General features: G+C 61.9%; 20 protein-coding genes. 17 read left to right on the top strand and 3 right to left on the bottom strand.

The genetic code is table 11. From position 1 onward, the window contains the following. Window positions 1-10: 10 nt before the first annotated feature. The gene (gene rarD / locus VCB98_RS06855) at window positions 11-916 is read right to left on the bottom strand and encodes an EamA family transporter RarD (protein WP_346051162.1); all 906 of its coding nucleotides are present in this window, start codon (window positions 914-916) and stop codon (window positions 11-13) included. Between the two features lie 135 nt (window positions 917-1,051). On the opposite strand from rarD, the gene VCB98_RS06850 reads away from it, so the two are divergent. The 8 genes from VCB98_RS06850 (at window position 1,052) to VCB98_RS06815 (ending at window position 8,154) form a co-directional block, all read left to right on the top strand. Then, the gene (locus VCB98_RS06850) at window positions 1,052-1,525 is read left to right on the top strand and encodes an SUF system Fe-S cluster assembly regulator (protein WP_346051161.1); all 474 of its coding nucleotides are present in this window, start codon (window positions 1,052-1,054) and stop codon (window positions 1,523-1,525) included. Window positions 1,526-1,573: 48 nt separating this feature from the next. After that, complete coding sequence (sufB, locus tag VCB98_RS06845) at window positions 1,574-3,034, top strand: Fe-S cluster assembly protein SufB (protein WP_346051160.1); 1,461 nt, start codon at window positions 1,574-1,576, stop codon at window positions 3,032-3,034. Window positions 3,035-3,081: 47 nt separating this feature from the next. Continuing rightward, on the top strand, window positions 3,082-3,837 hold the full coding sequence (gene sufC / locus VCB98_RS06840) for a Fe-S cluster assembly ATPase SufC (RefSeq protein WP_346051159.1): 756 nt from the start codon (window positions 3,082-3,084) through the stop codon (window positions 3,835-3,837). Beyond that, window positions 3,834-5,177: a Fe-S cluster assembly protein SufD gene (gene sufD, locus VCB98_RS06835; RefSeq protein WP_346051158.1), complete on the top strand. Its 1,344-nt coding sequence runs from the start codon at window positions 3,834-3,836 to the stop codon at window positions 5,175-5,177. Before sufC ends, sufD begins: the two co-directional genes overlap by 4 nt. Next, window positions 5,174-6,430: a cysteine desulfurase gene (locus VCB98_RS06830; protein ID WP_346051157.1), complete on the top strand. Its 1,257-nt coding sequence runs from the start codon at window positions 5,174-5,176 to the stop codon at window positions 6,428-6,430. Before sufD ends, VCB98_RS06830 begins: the two co-directional genes overlap by 4 nt. A 15-nt stretch (window positions 6,431-6,445) precedes the next feature. Continuing rightward, entirely contained in the window at window positions 6,446-6,889 is a 444-nt protein-coding gene (gene sufU / locus VCB98_RS06825) for a Fe-S cluster assembly sulfur transfer protein SufU (protein ID WP_346051156.1), read from the top strand. A 15-nt stretch (window positions 6,890-6,904) separates the two neighbouring features. Next, complete coding sequence (sufT, locus tag VCB98_RS06820; RefSeq protein ID WP_346051155.1) at window positions 6,905-7,453, top strand: putative Fe-S cluster assembly protein SufT; 549 nt, start codon at window positions 6,905-6,907, stop codon at window positions 7,451-7,453. A gap of 62 nt (window positions 7,454-7,515) precedes the next feature. Further along, a complete protein-coding gene (locus VCB98_RS06815) occupies window positions 7,516-8,154 on the top strand; it encodes a hypothetical protein (protein WP_346051154.1) in 639 nt (212 codons plus the stop codon). An 82-nt stretch (window positions 8,155-8,236) separates the two neighbouring features. Here the strand turns inward: VCB98_RS06815 and VCB98_RS06810 are convergent, their stop codons facing one another. Both VCB98_RS06810 and VCB98_RS06805 read right to left on the bottom strand, forming a co-directional pair. Next, window positions 8,237-8,872, bottom strand: coding sequence for an inorganic pyrophosphatase (locus VCB98_RS06810; protein ID WP_346051153.1), 636 nt, complete (start codon window positions 8,870-8,872; stop codon window positions 8,237-8,239). Between the two features lie 40 nt (window positions 8,873-8,912). Further along, window positions 8,913-9,197, bottom strand: a complete 285-nt coding sequence (locus VCB98_RS06805) for a hypothetical protein (protein WP_346051152.1) — start codon at window positions 9,195-9,197, stop codon at window positions 8,913-8,915. A gap of 153 nt (window positions 9,198-9,350) precedes the next feature. On the opposite strand from VCB98_RS06805, the gene VCB98_RS06800 reads away from it, so the two are divergent. Genes VCB98_RS06800 through VCB98_RS06760 form a run of 9 tightly spaced genes read left to right on the top strand, consistent with a single transcriptional unit; the run spans window position 9,351 to window position 18,349 of the window. Then, window positions 9,351-11,360 carry a hypothetical protein gene (locus VCB98_RS06800; protein ID WP_346051151.1) on the top strand — a complete coding sequence of 670 codons (2,010 nt, stop codon included), beginning with the start codon at window positions 9,351-9,353 and terminating at the stop codon, window positions 11,358-11,360. Window positions 11,361-11,390: 30 nt separating this feature from the next. After that, a complete protein-coding gene (locus VCB98_RS06795) occupies window positions 11,391-11,894 on the top strand; it encodes a Na+/H+ antiporter subunit E (protein ID WP_346051150.1) in 504 nt (167 codons plus the stop codon). Further along, on the top strand, window positions 11,891-12,172 hold the full coding sequence (locus tag VCB98_RS06790; RefSeq protein ID WP_346051149.1) for an MrpF/PhaF family protein: 282 nt from the start codon (window positions 11,891-11,893) through the stop codon (window positions 12,170-12,172). Before VCB98_RS06795 ends, VCB98_RS06790 begins: the two co-directional genes overlap by 4 nt. Continuing rightward, complete coding sequence (locus VCB98_RS06785; RefSeq protein ID WP_346051148.1) at window positions 12,165-12,458, top strand: cation:proton antiporter; 294 nt, start codon at window positions 12,165-12,167, stop codon at window positions 12,456-12,458. Before VCB98_RS06790 ends, VCB98_RS06785 begins: the two co-directional genes overlap by 8 nt. Continuing rightward, window positions 12,451-13,413, top strand: a complete 963-nt coding sequence (gene mbhE, locus VCB98_RS06780; RefSeq protein ID WP_346051147.1) for a hydrogen gas-evolving membrane-bound hydrogenase subunit E — start codon at window positions 12,451-12,453, stop codon at window positions 13,411-13,413. The genes VCB98_RS06785 and mbhE overlap by 8 nt, the downstream gene beginning before the upstream one ends. Continuing rightward, window positions 13,410-13,730 carry an NADH-quinone oxidoreductase subunit K gene (locus VCB98_RS06775; protein ID WP_346051146.1) on the top strand — a complete coding sequence of 107 codons (321 nt, stop codon included), beginning with the start codon at window positions 13,410-13,412 and terminating at the stop codon, window positions 13,728-13,730. The genes mbhE and VCB98_RS06775 overlap by 4 nt, the downstream gene beginning before the upstream one ends. Continuing rightward, entirely contained in the window at window positions 13,717-15,198 is a 1,482-nt protein-coding gene (locus tag VCB98_RS06770) for a complex I subunit 5 family protein (protein ID WP_346051145.1), read from the top strand. Before VCB98_RS06775 ends, VCB98_RS06770 begins: the two co-directional genes overlap by 14 nt. Further along, window positions 15,195-16,694 (top strand): proton-conducting transporter transmembrane domain-containing protein, encoded by a 1,500-nt coding sequence (locus VCB98_RS06765; protein ID WP_346051144.1) that lies wholly within the window; start codon window positions 15,195-15,197, stop codon window positions 16,692-16,694. The genes VCB98_RS06770 and VCB98_RS06765 overlap by 4 nt, the downstream gene beginning before the upstream one ends. Further along, on the top strand, window positions 16,691-18,349 hold the full coding sequence (locus VCB98_RS06760; RefSeq protein ID WP_346051143.1) for a complex I subunit 5 family protein: 1,659 nt from the start codon (window positions 16,691-16,693) through the stop codon (window positions 18,347-18,349). The genes VCB98_RS06765 and VCB98_RS06760 overlap by 4 nt, the downstream gene beginning before the upstream one ends. The last annotated feature ends 41 nt before the right edge of the window (window positions 18,350-18,390 follow it).

Below are 18,390 nucleotides of genomic sequence, written 5' to 3'. Positions count from 1 at the left end.
GTCTTCTTTATCAGTCAGAGAGTGGCGCCGATCGTTTGCGGCGGCTGCGGATTGTATCAGCCATCAGTAATATGAGGGCAGCCCAGATCAGTCCGAAAGTGATCCCGTGGGCCGCCGTGAACAATTCCCCGAACACGAAAACGGCCAGGCACAGGGTGACGGTGGGCGCGATGTACTGGAAAAAGCCCAGTGCCGACAGCGGCAAACGGCGCGCGGCATTGGCGAACCAGATCAGGGGCAAGGTGGTGATCACGCCAGCCGCCACCAGCAACAGGTCGGTGCGCCAATCCACCTGCAGGAAGCGCAACTCGCCCGCCTGCCAGGCCCACAAGGCCAGCAACAGAACCGCCGGCAACAGCAGCAGGGTCTCGACCAGCAGGCCGCTGGCCGCCCGCACTTCCACCCGCTTTCTCACCAGGCCATAGAAGCCAAAACTCAGGGCCAGGGCAAAACTGGCCCAGGGCATGACCCCCTGGGCGAGGACCAGATTCAGTGTCCCGGCCGCCGCCATGAGCACGGCCAGCCACTGCACCGGCCGCAGCCGCTCGCCCAGAAAGACCAGGCCGAGCAGCACGTTGACCAGCGGGTTGATGTAGTAGCCCAGACTCGCCTCCATGACCCGGTCGGCGTGCACGGTCCAGATGAACACGCCCCAGTTGAAACCGATGATGGCGCCGCTCAGCAGCAGCCAGGGCAGGACATCCCGCCGCCACAGCCCGGCCAGCCCCCGACGCAAACCACCCCACCAGGCGATCAGGAGAAAAAGGAAGACCACGGACCAGGCAATCCGGTGCCCCAAAACCTCCAGAGCCGGCACATGCTGGACGGCCTTGAAGTAGATGGGCGTCAGGCCATAGAAGATGAATGTGGCGGTGGCGAAGATCACCCCCGCCTTTTCTTCACTGGATCGGAACATCCGCGCGTCTCTAGGTCATTGCCTGGGTTGATGGGCGGGGCATGATAGCACTCCGGCCGCCCGGAAGAAGGCCAGTGGCTTGCCCGTCAATTCAATTCGGACTAAAATAGTCCACATTCTCCGGAGGCAGTCCAGATGCTCAAGCTCAGCCGCCTGACAGACTACGCCACACTGGTGCTGGCCCACCTGGCCCGGCACGGTGAAAGCCGCCATTCCGCCGCGGAAGTGGCCGAGCAAACCGGTCTGGCCGGCCCCACCGTCAGCAAGGTGCTCAAGGCCCTGGCCCGGGAGGGTCTGGTGAGCAGCACCCGCGGCGCCGCCGGCGGCTATGCCCTGGCCCGGCCGGCACGGGAAATCAGCGCCGCCAACATCATTGACGCCATCGAGGGACCGGTGGCGGTGACCGAGTGCAGCCACGAGGACGGCGATTGCAGCCTGGAATCCATCTGCGGTGTCGGCCAGGGCTGGCAGAAGATCAATTCGGTGATCCGCCGGACATTGGAAGGCATCACCCTGGAGGAATTGCTCACACCCGAAATTCCGCTGCAGTGGTTTCCGAGACCGCCCGGCAGCAAAGCAGGCGAAACGGATGCTAAGACCGGCGCCTGATCAGATCCGGATAATTTTTTACATTGGTTCCCCGACGGGAGGCTAATCATGGCCACCAATCAGAAGGAAATGGACGAACTCGTCAGCCGCGAATACAAACACGGCTGGGTTACCGACATCGAGCAGGACACCCTGCCCCCCGGTCTGGACGAGGACGTCATTCGTCATATCTCCGCCAAGAAGGAGGAGCCCGAGTGGCTGCTGGAATGGCGGCTCAAGGCTTACCGTGCCTGGACGGAGATGAAGCACCCGAGCTGGGCCAAGGTCAAGCATCCGCCCATTGATTATCAGTCCATCTCCTATTACTCCGCGCCCAAGAGCAAGGAGCAGATCGAGGCCGAGGCCCCCAAGAGCCTGGACGAGGTGGACCCCAAGCTGCTCGAGACCTACGAGAAGCTCGGCATCCCCCTACACGAGCAGGAGCAACTGGCCGGGGTTGCCGTGGACGCCGTGTTTGACTCGGTGTCGGTGGCCACCACTTTCAAGGAAAAGCTCCATGAGGCCGGGGTGATTTTCTGCTCCTTCTCGGAAGCGGTGCAAAAATACCCCGAGCTGGTACAGAAGTATCTGGGAACCGTCGTTCCCCTGAAGGACAACTTCTTTGCCGCGCTCAACTCGGCGGTATTCACCGATGGCTCCTTCGTCTTCGTGCCCAAGGGTGTGAAGTGCCCCATGGAGCTGTCCACCTACTTCCGCATCAATGCCTCCAACACCGGGCAGTTCGAGCGCACCCTGATCGTGGCGGAAGAAGGTGCCAGTGTTTCCTATCTGGAAGGCTGCACCGCGCCGCAGCGCGACGAGAATCAACTGCACGCGGCCGTGGTGGAACTGGTGGCCCTGGATGATGCCACCATCAAATACTCCACGGTGCAGAACTGGTACCCCGGTGACGAGAATGGCGTCGGCGGCATCTACAACTTCGTCACCAAGCGTGGCGACTGTCGTGGCGACCGCTCCAAGATCACCTGGACCCAGGTGGAGACCGGTTCCGCCATTACCTGGAAGTATCCCAGCTGCATTCTGCGGGGCGACGATTCCGTGGGTGAGTTCTACTCAGTGGCGGTGACCAGCAACCACCAGCAGGCCGATACCGGGACCAAGATGATCCATATCGGCAAGAACACCCGCAGCACGATCATCTCCAAGGGCATCTCGGCCATGCAGGGCGATCAGAGCTATCGCGGCCTGGTCCGGATCACCCCCAAGGCGGATGGCGCACGCAACTACACCCAGTGCGACTCCCTGCTTATCGGCGACCGTTGTGGGGCCCATACATTCCCCTACATCGAGGCACGCAACAACAGCGCCCAGGTGGAACATGAAGCCACTACCTCGCGGGTGAGCGAGGACCAGCTTTTCTACTGCCGGCAGCGCGGCATCTCCGAAGAAGATGCGGTCAACATGATCGTCAACGGATTCTGCAAGGAAGTCTTCAAGGAGCTGCCCATGGAGTTTGCGGTGGAAGCTGAAGCACTGCTGGGCATCACTCTCGAAGGTGCGGTGGGCTGATACGCCCTGCCCCTGGCGATCACGAATTCAAAGACAGGTAACAAGACATGCTTAAGATTGAAAACCTCAAGGTCAATGTAGAAGGCAAGGAAATCCTGCGCGGGCTGAACCTGGAAGTGAAGCCCGGCGAAGTGCACGCCATCATGGGCCCCAATGGCTCCGGCAAGAGCACTCTCGCCCATATTCTCGCCGGCCGGGGCGACTACGAGGTCGTCGAGGGCAGCGCCACCTGGAACGGCAAGGATCTGCTTGAGATGGAACCCGAGGAACGGGCCCATGAAGGTGTTTTCCTGGCCTTCCAGTACCCGGTGGAAATTCCTGGCGTCAACAATGTCTACCTGCTGAAGGCTGCGCTCAACGCCATTCGCGAACATCGCGGCGAGGAGCCCATTGATTCCGCCGACTTCCTGATGCTGGTCAAGCAGAAGATGAAGCGCATGGGCATGGATGAAAGCTTCATCCGCCGCAGCGTCAATGAAGGCTTCTCCGGTGGCGAGAAGAAGCGCAATGAAATCTTCCAGATGCAGGTACTGGAACCCACGCTGGCCATTCTCGATGAAACCGACTCCGGCCTGGATATCGATGCCCTCAAGGTGGTTGCCGAGGGTATCAACCAGATGCGCGACCCTGAGCGCGCCTTCGTGATGGTCACCCACTACCAGCGACTGCTGAACTACGTGGAGCCCGACAAGGTGCATGTGCTGTCTGGTGGTCGGATTATCAAGACCGGTGACAAGAACCTGGCCCTTGAGCTTGAGCGCGACGGCTACGAAGGGGTCCAGAAGGAGGCGGCTGAAGCATGAGTGGCGAGGATACTGCACGCTACAACTTCCTGACCCAATTCGACCGGGCGGTGGACGAGCTCCCCGGACAGGGCTGGCTGTCCACCCTGCGCCGTGACGCCCTGGCCCGGTTTCGTGAACAGGGCCTGCCAACGCAGAAGGACGAAGACTGGAAGTACACCAGTCTGCGCCCCATCACCGAGGGTCGCTTCGCCCTGCCGGGCAGCACCACGGTGCCGGCTGATCGCCTGGACGAAGCCCGGGTACCGGGGCTTGATGCCGCCCGGCTGGTATTCGTCAACGGCCGTTATCAGGCCGGACTTTCCGATATCAGTGGCTTGCCCGAGGGCGTCACTGTTCGCTCCATCGCTGATGCCATGGAGCGCGAACCGGAGAATCTGCAGGCACGCCTGAGTCGACAGTCCGGTCTTGACTACACCCCCTTTACTGCCCTGAACAACGCCTTCGTGGCCGACGGGGCGCTGGTAGAGGTGGCTGCCAACGTGCAGTGCAAGACACCCATTGAATTGCTGTTCCTGTCGGTACCGGGTGATGAGGCCTTTGTCTTTCATCCCCGCGTACTGGTGCAGATGGCACAGGGCAGCGAGGCAACGGTGATCGAGCACCATGTGGGCCTGGATGAAGCGGCCAACTTCAACAACGTGGTCAGTGAAATCTCCCTGGGCGCTCAGTCCCGCCTCGAACATTATCTGCTCCAGCGCCAGTCCACGGCGGGTTATCACATTGGTGGCATCCATGTGCACCAGGCCCGTGACAGTCGCTACGTCAGCCATAACGTCAACCTGGGCGGGGCCCTGGTCCGGCATGACATCAATGCCCGACTCGCCGAGGAAGGTGCGGAGGCGGTGCTGAATGGTCTGTATCTGGTCAATGACCGCCAGCATGTGGACAACCACACCTGCGTGGACCATGCCGCCCCTCACACCATCAGTGATGAGACCTACAAAGGCGTGATGGCGGGCCGTGGCCGTGCCGTATTCAATGGCCGTGTCGTGGTCCACAAGAATGCCCAGAAGATTGATGCCGGCCAGAAGAACGACAATCTGCTGCTGAGCAAACTGGCGGAAGTGGACACCAAGCCGGAACTGGAGATCTATGCCGATGACGTGGCCTGCTCTCACGGTGCCACCATCGGGCAACTGGACCCGGATGCCCTCTTCTATCTGCGCTCGCGGGGCATCGATGCCGACAAGGCCCGTGACCTTTTGACCTTCGCCTTTGCGGAATCGGTCATTGAACGCATGGGCCTGAGCGAAATTCGGGAATGGCTTGATCACCTGGTGGTCAACCGCGTCTCCGGCGAAGGCCGGCTGGATGACCTGGAGTCCGTGGAACAATGAGTACTGCACCGGAGAAGTTGAGCGAAAGCGACAGCCCCCTGGATCTCTCTGCAATCCGGGCGGACTTTCCCATCCTGGATCAGACAGTTCAGGATAAGGCGCTCTGTTATCTGGATAATGCCGCGACGGCACAAAAGCCACGCCAGGTCATCGACGCCGTGGCCGAGTACTACCGTCGTGACAATGCCAATATCCACCGTGGTGTTCATACCCTGGCCGAGCGCGCGACTGCTGCCTATGAATCGGCACGGGAACGCATGGCGGACTTCATCAATGCCTCGGCCACCGAGGAACTGATCTTCCTGCGCGGCACCACCGAGGCAATCAATCTGGTGGCCCAAAGCTGGGCCCGCCCTCGCCTGGAACCGGGTGATGAGATTCTGGTCACGGAACTGGACCACCACTCCAACATCGTGCCCTGGCAACTGGTTTGTGAGCAGACCGGCGCCACCCTGCGCGCGGTGGAAGTCAATGAGCGCGGCGAACTGGATCTGGAGAGTTTTGAAGCCCTGATCAGCCGTCGACCGCGGCTGTTTGCGGTGGGCCATGTGTCCAATGCCCTGGGCACCATCAATCCGGTCAAGCATCTGGTTGAACGCGCTCATGCCTTCGGCGTGCCCGTACTGGTGGATGGTGCCCAGGCGACGCCGCATATGGCGGTGGATGTTCAGGCCCTGGGCTGTGACTTCTATGCGTTCTCGGGGCACAAGATGTACGGCCCCACCGGCATTGGCGCCCTCTGGTCACGCAAGGAGCTGCTTACCGAGATGCCGCCCTGGCAGGGTGGTGGCGAGATGATCAAGATGGTGAGCATTGAACGCAGCGTCTGGAACGATGTGCCGCACAAGTTTGAAGCCGGCACACCCAATATTGCCGGCGCCATTGGACTGGCCGCGGCGGCGGATTATATGGAGTCCATTGGCCTGGATGCCATTGGCGACTGGGAACACCGTCTACTGGAACATGCCACCCGCCGTCTCTCGGAAACACCGGGGGTAACACTCATCGGCACAGCCGAGCAAAAGGCTGCGGTGGTGTCCTTCGTGGTGGATGGCGTCCACCCGCACGACCTGGGCACCATTCTGGACAGTGAAGGGGTGGCCATCCGCGCCGGCCATCACTGTGCCATGCCGCTGATGGAGAAACTGGGGCTGCCAGCGACGGCCCGGGCATCCATGGCCTTCTACAACACCCTGGAAGAAATCGACACCCTCGCCGACGCCCTCGTCCGGGCGCGCGAATTGCTGGCTTGAAGGGGATAACAGCAAATGGACCTCAAAGACCTCTATCACGAAATTATCGTCGACCATAACCGGCGACCGCGCAATTTCCGCCGCATTGAGAACCCCACGCGAGTGAGCGAGGGCTACAACCCCCTGTGCGGAGACAAGCTCAAGCTTTATGTGGTCGAAAAGGATGGCGTGATCGAGGATGTTGCCTTTGAAGGTTCCGGCTGCGCCATTTCCATGGCTTCCGCCTCCCTGCTCACCGAGCGCCTCAAGGGCAAGCCGGCCGAGGAAGCAGAAACGCTGTTTGGGCAGATGCATGATCTGCTCACCGGCAAGGGTGAGGATATAGACACCGAAGCACTGGGGAAACTGGCAGCCCTTGAGGGTGTCAAAGCCTACCCCTCAAGAGTGAAATGCGCCACCTTGTGCTGGCATACCCTGCATGCGGCCTTGCAGGGTGAAGACCTGGCCACGACGGAATAAAGGAGCTCACTGCCAATGTATACCCGTGGTGATCCCATTGCCCTGACCAGAGACTGCGAAGCGGTACTCATCCCTTCCGGCAGCCGGGTCGTGATTCCGGAGAACACCGAAGTGGTCATCGCCCAGGCCCTGGGTGGCAGCTATACCGTCTATGTGTCCGGCAACATGGCCCGCATTGGGGGTCACGATGCGGATGCACTCGGCATCGAACCCGAGCAGGAGCCGGAGCTGGATGCGGATGCCAGCGAGGAAGAACTGGAAAAGTTCTGCTGGGAGCGCATGGCCACCTGCTACGACCCCGAGATCCCCATCAATATTGTGGACCTGGGTCTGGTTTATCAGTGTGACCTGACCCCCATTGGCAACAGCCGTTATCACGTCAATGTGCAAATGACCCTCACCGCCCCCGGCTGCGGCATGGGCGATGTCCTTGCCGCTGACGTGCAACAGAAGCTGGAACGCATCACCCAGATTGAAAAAGCCAATGTGGAACTGGTCTTCGACCCGCCCTGGCATCGGGACATGATGTCCGACGAGGCCAAACTGCAAACGGGAATGCTCTAGGCCCCATGCAGAATACTCAAGCCCAGCTCGCCCAACGAGGAGAGACTTGCAGCCAAGCCGCCATGCCATATCCCATACTCCAGGCTCTGGGCTTTACTCTCTCGTTCCTGCTCGCAGGCTCGGTCGTGGCATCGGAGTCAGACGAATGGCCAATCATGGTCGTCTGTGACAATGCCACCTGGCTGGAAGGGCAGCCTTTCAACGCGGACACCCAGGCTGAAGGCCATGCCGACTGGCCTGAATCCGCGGCGGAACTGGATGCCAATCGATATAGAGACCCGGCCTTTCGCTCCATTCCCCGCCCCGAGGGCTACCTGGTGATCCAGGAGTATGACGGGAGCCTGCGCGGGGAATTATTGGCCGTACAGGATCGGGTGGCGATTGATCTGCGAATCGAGGGCACGCCATCAGATGGCTTGTCCTGGGTTCGGCTGCAGGCTCGCTATGACGACGAGGAATACCTGGGCGTATTCACCGACGATGTTTACTGGCGCCCGGCCAGTAATCTGGTGGCCTCCCCGCTTGCCAATGACGCCATCTCTATCTTTCTTGACGAAGCCGGCACCCTCCACTTTCAGGGCGACGACATCAGCAACGGCCTGCGGCTCCACACCGGCCCCATTCTGGCGGGATTTGAGCAAGCCGAAATGCTCTGCTTCCAGGGGTCTGATGAGCCCGAGGGCGACGAAGACACCGATTGATCCAGCCAATAATAATGACACCATGAAAAAAGCCCGGCGGTTGCCGGGCTTTTTTCATGCCATCCGGAAACCGGCTCGCGGATCAGCCGTTAGCGGCCTTGGCAGCGTCCTCTCCCACCAGCTCGCGGTAGTCGGCGAGAGCCGCTTCCACAACCTTGTGAGCCTGGTCACGGCCATAGATGCTGTTGACAACGCAGGGAGACTTGTCCATGCCGGGCAGCCACTTGTAGGTCTCAAAGTAGTGACGCAGACGCTCGACGAAGACCTCCGGCAGTTCGGAGATATCCTCGATGCCGCCGTAGACCCGGTCGCTGGGGAGCACCGCCACGATCTTGTCGTCGGCTTCACCCTTGTCCACGGTGCACAGGCCACCCACCACCTTGGCTTCGGCCAGCACGTCAGCCTGACCGATGGGGCGTTCGCTGAAGATGACCACGTCCAGGGGATCGCCGTCCCCTTCCAGACCGTCGCCGGTCAGCGCCGCCACACGGCTGCCGCAGTAGGTGCGCGGGACCAGGCCATAGACGGCCGGCGGCAGGGAGGAAGTACGCTGCACCCGATCAACCACCAGATAACCGGTGTCCTTGTCGATCTCATACTTGATGGGATCGGCGGGCGTGATCTCGATGAAGACGTTGATGGTGCCGGGCAGATCCGGGCCTGCCTCAATCCCGTGCCAGGGATGGGCGCGGTACTGGGAGAAATCCTTGGAAGCCATTGGGTACCTCTGGACTGAAACGATGAATTGAATTGGAAACTCAGGCGTCCCGATCAGGCGGGTCGCGATGGTAGTCGCCGTCAATCACCCGGCCCCGCCGGGGCTGGGTGGCCGATTCCTCCGACCGCTGCCGGCGGCGAGCCGATGCGGCACGGCGCCGCAGCCACCACAGGCGGAGCTGGAATACCACGAAAGCGATAATCGCCAGACCCACAAAAGTGACGAAGGCCACCGCACCGACCACAAAAGCCAGGATACTCAGCAATACTGCGCCAACGGCGGCCAGCACGCTCAACAGGCGATTGCCTTGCATGGAATGCGGCATTCGGGCGACTCCCAGAATCGGTGGCGCTATTCTAACCGAGCGGGCCGCCACATGCGACCGCCCCGGCCACTGGCCGAGACGGGCGGCAATGGTTTACTGTTGAGCTTGCAGCACCCGAATCCCTAGCAATGCTAGGCTGCAAGAGGAATGGGTATGAACAAGCAGGAACGTGGTCCCGGCAGCAACGAGGCAGATGAGTTGCTGGAACGGAATCTCCAGCGCTTCGACCAGGCCCTGTCCCGCCTCGATGCCGCCCGGGACTTCGCCAAGGCCAACTATCAGACCCAGATCCTGGACCTGGCCGCCCGCATCATGAAACTGCCGGGCGGCATACCGCGGCTATACGAGCGTGCCCCGGGCTTTCAGTCGGCAGGCCTGTTCTATGGGACCGACTGGCACTACCCCGAGCGCCTGCTGCCGGAACTGGTCACCGGATCACTCGGGGGCCCCCTGCGCACCCTGGCACTGGAAGCCCTGAGCGAACTGCGCATGCTCGCCCTGGCCCGGGAAGACTGCGAGTACGAAGGCATCTCAGCGGCGTTGGCCCGCCGCTTCCTGGAGCGAGTGCTGGCCATGAATATCCGCCTGGTCTTCCCCGACCATAGCGAGGCGGCCCGGGAACAGAGCGATACCCAGCGTCATATCGCCCAGTCACTGATGGGTTTCCTTCTGGATCATCTTGGCGATGGCGGGGTTCTGCACCGCCTGGTGGATGAATCGGAGAAGATCCTGCGCCAGCGTCCCATCGATGTCTCACCGGTCTGGCGCATGCTGGAGCGCCTGGAATCGCGCCTCGACGACATGGAGGACAAGACCGACCAGCAACGGGCCGCTCGCATGGTCCGGGCCTGGCGTGGTCCCACCGAACTCAGTGCCCAGTCCCCGGAAACAGCGGTGGCAAGCTATGACGCGCTCGGCCAGGAAGAACAGCTGGCGGAGCTGGACCGCCTGGGAACCAGCATTGCCGCTACCGGCCTGGTCTGCCCAAGTCATGCCGCCCTGCTCCAACATCTGGCTGATGCCAGCCAGGAAGAACTGAGCATGCTATTGGCTCTGGACGGCGTCGGGCGGGATAGCCTGGACACCTATGAGGCACTCTGTCGAACCCTGATCCGGGAAGCCATTGGTCCGGAAACCGCCCAGGCCGTCTACGGCCTGCATTGCCTCCTGAACCGGGGCATCTTGTTCTTCCCGCCCATCGCGCCGGCCTTGTGGCGCCTGACCCGCTTTCAACCGGCCGAAGCAGTCTCCCAGCGTCTGCACCGGGAGTCCGGGGCGCCCGATCATCTGTCCGGTCACAGCCTGCTTCTGGCTGGCACGATCAGCGTTCTTGGCCAACCCATTGGCCTTGGCCAGGGCAATAATCCCACCTGTCAGTCGGCCCGGGCCATCAGTCTCTGGGCACAATGTGATCCGGGCTATCTGCTGGAGCTGATCATGTGGGCGGCGCGGGATGATGAAATCGACATGCATTTCGAAGGTGCCCTGATCCGCTCCAGTGAACTCAGCGAAGGCCTGATCGAGGACTTCCACACCGAACTGGACATGGTCTCCCTGCTCATGGTCCCCCATCTGGACAAGATCTACTGGGAAATGGGGCGGCGAATCATGGGCCGGGGCGAGGATGGCCACCGCTGGATCAATCCCGAATTCCACGGCTGGTGGGTCAATCGCGGCTTCGCCAGCTGCATTCAATACAGCACCGGGGCGGTGGTGGATTTCCGTGGATTCATTCGCCGCTTCTACACCGGCTATCATCCCATGCACAACGATGGCGCCGAGCTGATCTATCCCCAACCCGCCGGCGTGGTCGCCACCGACTCCTTCGGGCATTTCATTGGCTGGCATGCCATATCCATTCAACGGGTGATGCTGGACCCCCAGGGCGAGATGCGGGTGTATTTCTTCAATCCAAACAACGAAAGTCGCCAGGATTGGGGACAAGGGGTGATCACCTCCACCGAAGGCCATGGCGAGATCCCAGGGGAGTCCTCCCTGCCCTTCGAGCAATTTGCCTCCCGGCTCTATGTGTATCATTACAATGAACGGGAACTCGGCGACCCCGAATTGGTCCCGGAAGACGCCCTGGACCGAATAGCCGAGATGGCTCGAGCCAGTTGGGGCGCCGACAAGGCCTGGCATGACCTGGTGCCCGCCGACTGATTGCAGACCGCCAACCATTAGCCGACTACCGTGAGCGCAGACCGGAAGGCAACAAGCGGAACATTCAAGAGCCATTTCCTACCTGTCGGCATCCTGCTGGCCCTGTTCTGGTATGCCCTCGCCGGTGATCAGGGCTGGTGGTTCGCGCTGCCGGGTATTGTCGTCGTTCTGCTGCTCTCCCATTGGCTGATACAGCCCCGGCTCGGGAATTTCTCACCCTTGGGCCTGCTTCGTTTCTCCCTTTATTTCCTCTCGCGCTCAGTGGTGGGCGGCCTGGACGTGGCCTGGCGCGCCCTGCACCCGGCCATGCCTTTGCAACTGCATTATCAGGAGTACAGCTTCCATGGCCCGGACGGGACGGCGCGAACCCTGCTGATTGCCACCCTCAGTCTCATGCCGGGCACCCTGTCGGTGAACTACCGTGACGACAGGCTACTGATTCACAGCATCGCCGGCAATGCGGAACAGGCAGCCGAAGAACTGGAACGCTACTGTCGTGGCGTTTTTCCTGACCGGTCAGGTGCCCCCTCATGACGCTAGTGCTCCACTCACTGGCGCTGTTCCTGGTGCTCAACCTGGCACTGGGTCTGGTGCGTGCCTGGTCCGGCCCCGGCCCCGCCGACCGCATGCTGGCAATCCTGCTGTTCGGCACCACCACGGTGGCTGTGCTTCTGCTACTCGCTTATGCGACAAACCAGCCGGCTCTCAAGATTGTCGCCCTGCTGTTCGTCATGCTTGCCGCCATCGGCAGCATTGCCTTCGTGCAACTGCCCACCCGTCTGCGTTCCCGCAAGGAGCAGCGGCATGACTGACATACTCAGCATCACCATTTTGCTGATGGGGGCCTTTTTCTTTCTCGCCGGCACCGCCGGGCTGTTGCGCTTTCCCGATACCCCGGGCCGCCTGCATGCCCTGACCAAGGCCGACAATCTCGGCCTGGGACTGATCTGCCTGGGCCTGGCCATCCACGATGGCAGCCTTCAGGGGATCCTGTTGCTTGTCTTCATCTGGCTGCTGGCCATGTTCTCGGCAACCCTTTCAGCCTTTCTGATCGCCCGCTGGCACGAGACACGCCGCTCGGAGGCCGAGCATGATTGAGCCCGGTTTTCTCCTCGACCTGCTGCTCTGTCTCGGCCTGCTCGGCATCGCCGGCAGTGCTGTGCTATCCCGTGGCCAGTTTCGAGCCACCGTGCTGTTCATGGTCTTCGGTCTGCTCATGGCCCTGACCTGGGCCCGGCTTCAGGCACCAGACCTGGCCCTGGCGGAAGCAGCGATCGGCGCCGGGCTCACCGGAGCCCTGCTATTGAACGCCTGCAAGGCCACCTATACCCGCCGTCAGGCCGGTGAGGCTGCCAGTCAGGATGACGCGCCCGGCACGGTGTTTCGTCTGGTCGCCGCCGGATTGTCCATCCTGCTTGCAGCGGGATTGGCCTGGCTCATGTACAGCCTGACGGTGGCTGACGGTCCGGCAGCGGCCATGGCGAGAAGCGAGGGCGAATCGCATTTTCTCGGTAACCCGGTCACCGTCGTGCTACTGGATTTCCGGGCCTACGACACCCTCCTGGAGATGGCGGTTCTGTTGTTGGCCCTGATCGGGGTGCATATTCTCATCCGCCACTATCGCCTGCCGGACCTGCATCCACCGGCACCGGTCAGCCCGCCAATGCTTACCCCCCTGCTGACCGTGGCCACGCCCCTGATGCTGATGGCCGGTCTGTACCTGTTCTGGGCCGGCAGCCAGTCGCCTGGGGGCGCCTTTCAATCCGGCGCCCTGCTGGCTGCACTGGGGGTGCTATACCGTCTGACCGGACGACTGGTCCCGACCGGTACCGCTTCACCGGGCCTGCGTCTGATACTGGTAATCGGCCTTGCCCTGTTCAGCCTGTTTGCCTGCGCAGCACTGATATGGTCCTCCGCACCCCTGCAGTACCCCGAGACCGCAGCCTATTCCCTGGTGTTGCTGATTGAATTCGCCCTCACCCTGTCCATCGCTGCCACCCTGCTCATGCTCTTTTCCGGCAGCCTGGGCCTGGCCAGGGGGCAAACATCATGACCGTCATGCTTTATGCCACCACGGCCGCCACCCTATTCGCCCTTGGCCTCTATGCGGTACTGGTCCGCACTGGTCTGATCCATCGACTACTGGCCGCGAACGTCATGGCCACGGCCGTTTTCCTCTTCCTCATTCTGGTGTCGGCGGAGAACCCCGAAGGCGTCGATGCCATTCCCCAGGCCATGGTGCTGACCGGCATCGTGATCGCTGTCAGTCTGACCGCCTTTGCCCTGGCACTGCTGCGCTACCTGCAAGCCGCCGACGACGAGGAAGATCAGACCGGCAGTCAGGACGGGAGGCAGAATGGGCCTGACTGAACTTAGCATTCTGCTGCCGGTACTCATGGTATTCGGGCCCTTGCTGCTGGCCCTGCTGGTCTTCCTTGCTCAGTGGCAGCGGAGTGCGGACTGGCTTGGAATGGGACTGGGGCTGATTTTGTTGGCCCTGCTCACGCCCTTCAGTGGCGCGGTACTCCTTGAGGGGCCGCTGGAAATGCAGCTTGGCGGCCATGACCGGGGACTGGCCATTCCCTTCTATGTGGACGGCCTCACCCTGGCCATGCTGTGGCTGAATACCCTGCTGTTCCTGTTCATTCAGGTCTATGCCGGGGCCTGGCTGCAATTGAAACAGCCGGCCCCGGCCGCCGAGTTCCGGCCCTTGTTCCTGCTCCTCTGGTCGGGCCTGAATGCACTGTTTCTGTCCGGCGACCTGTTCAATCTGTATGTGACCCTGGAGATCACCACCCTGGCCGCGGTCCCGCTGGTGATCCTCAGTCACGGCCACGCGGCCATGGCGGCGGCCATGCGCTACCTGCTCTTTGCCCTGGTCGGCTCGATTATCTTTCTGCTCGGCGTTGCCCTGGTCTACGCTCAGGCGGGTCTGCTCTCTCTGCCTCTGCTCCAGGAGCAGGCAGAACCCCACCCCGCACTGACGGTTGCCCTCCTGGCCATGACCGCCGGCGTGGCCATGAAAGCCGCCCTGTTTCCGGTCCACGCCTGGCTGCCCGAAGCCCATGCCAGTGCCCCCAGCCCGGCCAGTGCCCTGCTCTCTGCTTTGGTCGCCAAGGCGGCCGCCTACCTGATCCTGCGGCTGTGGATGGGCCCACTGGAAGCCCAATGGACACCGGCCATGGCACAGCTCATGGGCGCGCTCGGCGCGGCCGGCATCATCTATGCCTCCATCCAGGCCCTGCGCCAGACCCGACTGAAGCGGGTGATCGCCTATTCCACCGTGGCTCAGCTCGGCTACCTGCTCCTGCTCATTCCCATGGCCTCGGTCCTGGCCTGGAACGGTGTGATCTACCACGCCCTCACCCACGGTCTGGCCAAGGCAGCGCTTTTTCTCGCCGCCGGCAATCTCATCATGGTCTTGCGGGATGACAGCCTGAGGAATCTGGCCGGCTGTGACCGAGTGTTGTCCAAGAACATTCTCGTCATCGGTCTGGCCGGCGTGGCCATTGCCGGCCTGCCGCCCACCGGAGGCTTCATTGCCAAATGGTGGCTGATCTCGGCCGCGCTTGAGTCAGGCCAGTGGTGGTGGGCGGTCGTGATTGGCCTCGGCGGGCTGCTGGCGGCGGCCTACATCTTCCGGATACTGAGTTACGCCTTTTTCAGTCCCGACCCTCACCAGGAGACACCCATCCACCAAGCCCAAGGCCAATTGACGCGGGCTCTGGTCTGGCCACCGGTCATCCTGGCCTTTCTTGCCATCGCCCTGGGGATGGCCGGCGGCCTGCTGGCGCCGTTTCTTGAAATCGCTGCGCCGGTCACGGGGGCCCAAGCATGATCAGTCTAGACATGGCGGGACTCTATGCGGCCATGCCAATGTGGGTGGTGCTCAGTTCGCTATTGGCCGGCCTGGTGATTCTCACCCTGGGCGAGCCCTGGCACCGAACCCGCGTGTTCATCAACATTGCCGCGGCGCTGGTCAAGATTCTCTTGGTGGGGATCATGCTCTGGGGCGTGGCCCAAGGGCAGATATTCTTCTTTGAATGGCAGCTAATGCCGGGGATCAGCTTCGTGCTCCATGCTGATGCCCTCAGCATGATGCTCAGCAGCCTGTCGGCCATTCTCTGGCTGCTGACCACCATCTATGCCATTGCCTATCTGGAAGACTCGCCAAACCGGGCCCGATTTTTCGGCTTTTTCAGTCTTTGTGTGGCGGCGACCATGGGGGTGGCGGTTGCCGGTAATCTGTTTACCTTCTTCATCTTCTACGAAATGCTGACCCTGGCCACCTGGCCATTGGTGGTCCATCGCGGTACCCGCGAAGCCCTGCGTTCCGGCGGCCTCTACCTGGGCTTCACCCTGGGTGGCGGCGCCCTGTTCCTGATTGGCGTGGTGATGGTGCAATGGCTGGCCGGAACCACCGACTTCCAGGCCGGCGGTTTCCTAACCGCCCTGGAACTGTCTCCGGGTCTTCTGACCGGGCTTTTCCTGTTGCTGTTCGCCGGTACCGCGGTCAAGGCCGCGGTTGTGCCCTTCCATCCCTGGCTTCCCCGAGCCATGGTGGCGCCGGCACCGGTCAGTGCCCTGTTGCATGCCGTGGCCGTGGTCAAGGCCGGGGCCTTCGGTATCGTCCGAATCGTTTATGACGTCTTCGGTCTGGAGCTGACCGCCATTCTCGGGATGAACCATTTCCTCGCCATCATGGCGTCGATCACCATCATCTACGGCTCCGTGCTGGCTTTGCGACAGCAGGACATCAAGCGCCGGCTTGCCTATTCAACGGTCAGTCAGGTGTCCTATATCACCCTGGGCGTGGGCATTGGCGGCCCCCTGGCCACCATTGGCGGCTTGGTGCATCTGGTTCATCAGGGGCTGATGAAGATCACCCTCTTCTTCTGTGCCGGCAATCTTGCCGAAACCCATGGCATCAAGACCGTTGATCAAATGGCGGGAGCCGGCCGACGCATGCCCTGGACCATGATGGCCTTTACCGTGGCCGCCCTGGGAATGATCGGTATTCCGCCGGTGGCCGGCTTCGTCAGCAAGTGGTACCTGGGACTGGGCAGCATCGACAGCGGCCAGTACTGGGTCATCGCCGTGCTGGTGGCCAGCACCCTGCTCAATGCCGCTTACTTTCTGCCCGTCTTGAAACGCGCCTGGTTTGACGCGCCCCCTACGAAGGTTTCGCACCAGGGTGTAGAGGATGCCTCTCCCGGTCTGCTCTGGCCGGCCCTGATCACGGCGGCCCTTTCACTGGGGGCGGGCCTGTTGGCCTCCATGCCCTTCAGTCCCCTGCAGTGGGCCCGCTTTATCATTGAGAGGTTCTACGGATGATGAGCAGCTGGCTGCCACCATTGCTGGCCTTTTGCCTGCCCGTGCTGCCATTACTGGTGGCGGCCGGCCTGTTTCTGGCAAGCACCCGCAGCCTGGCCCTGCGCACCGCTCCCTGGCTTCCCCTGTTCGCTTTGCCCCTGGTCCTGCTGCACGATCAGCTTGTCGAGTTGCCCTGGCTGCTACTGGGCGCTCGGGTGGGGGTGGACAACACGGCGCTGCCATTGCTGTTGCTAGCCATTGCGGCCTGGACTGTGGCCGGGCTGCATGCCAGCGATACCATCGAGCGAGAGCAGCAACCGCGCTTCTATCTGTTCTGGCTGCTGACCTGGACCGGCAATCTCTGCGTGTTCATAACCCTGGACGCCGCCAGCTTCTACGCCGCCTACGCCATGATGAGCGTATCCGCCTATGGTCTGGTCATATTCTTCGGCCGAATGGCCGACTATCGTGCGGGTCGCGTCTATCTGGTCATGGCGCTGCTGGGCGAGGCCATGATCCTGAGCGGCCTGATCCTCCTGGCAGGGCAGCTCGGCAATGCGCCCCTGGATGCCCTGGCGGCGGAATACGCCGGTCTGAACCACGGGACGTTGATCAGTTGGCTGTTCCTGGCTGGGTTTGCCGTGAAGATGGGGCTGATTCCCTTGCATATGTGGCTGCCCCTCGCCCATCCCCAGGCTCCGGTGCCCGCCAGCGCAGTCCTCAGTGGCGTCATCCTGAAAGCGGGCTTGATCGGCTGGCTACGCTTTCTGCCACTGGGCAGCGAGGGCATCGACCTGGAAACTGCCGGTTTGATGTTGCTGGCCGCAGGCCTGTTCACGGGCCTGGTGGCCGCACTGATCGGGATGAGCCAGCATAAAGCCAAGGTCATCCTTGCCTACTCCAGCATCAGCCAGATGGGGCTGGTGGCCAGCCTGGTGGGGATGGCCCTTTACTCGCCGGAAAATGCACCACTGTTGATCAGCATTGCAGTCCTGTTTGCACTTCATCATGGCCTGTCCAAGACTCTGCTGTTTCTGGGAGTGGACCATGCCGGCCATCGCTGGATCGGAAAACTCTTATGGCTGCCCAGCCTCAGCCTGGCCGGTGCGCCCCTGCTAAGCGGTGCCCTGGCCAAGATTCTGATGAAGAGCGAGATCCCGGAATCACTGACCTGGCTGGAACCCATCCTGCTGATCAGTAGCCTGCTGACCACACTGTTGCTGATGCGCTTTCTGCACCAACTGGCAGGACAACACCAGACAGCGGACAATCAATGGTCACGACCGGTGGTGGCGTGGATGATTCTGCTGCTGCTATCGCTGGGGCTGCCCTGGATCATTGCCATCACGGACAACGCCATGGAAAGCGGGATTGCCGTGAAACCGGGCTATCTGCTGGAAACAGGCTTGCCGGTGTTACTCGGGCTGTTCCTGGCCGCTCTCACCTGGCGCTACTGGCCCGCCAATCGGCACCCCCGAATACCGGCCGGTGATCTGATAGAACTCTTCCGTCTGCCCACCCTGCGCCAGCCCAGTTGGTCACTCCCCGGCAGACCCGCCATGCCGACCTTGCTACCCGTCACACTGAGGCAACTTGATGCCCGGCTGGCGGCCATGGGCCCAGCCTTGCTCGTCTGGCTTGTCTTCCTCGCCCTGCTCGGCCTGTTGGCAATCTGAGCTGGGGCGCACAGGCGCATCGGCGCCTCTGCGCCCCAACC

This window comes from Natronospira elongata, from assembly GCF_034931365.1.
In the GTDB taxonomy this organism is placed as follows: Bacteria; Pseudomonadota; Gammaproteobacteria; order Natronospirales; family Natronospiraceae; genus Natronospira; species Natronospira elongata.
This window is presented reverse-complemented; position numbering and strand designations above follow the sequence as displayed.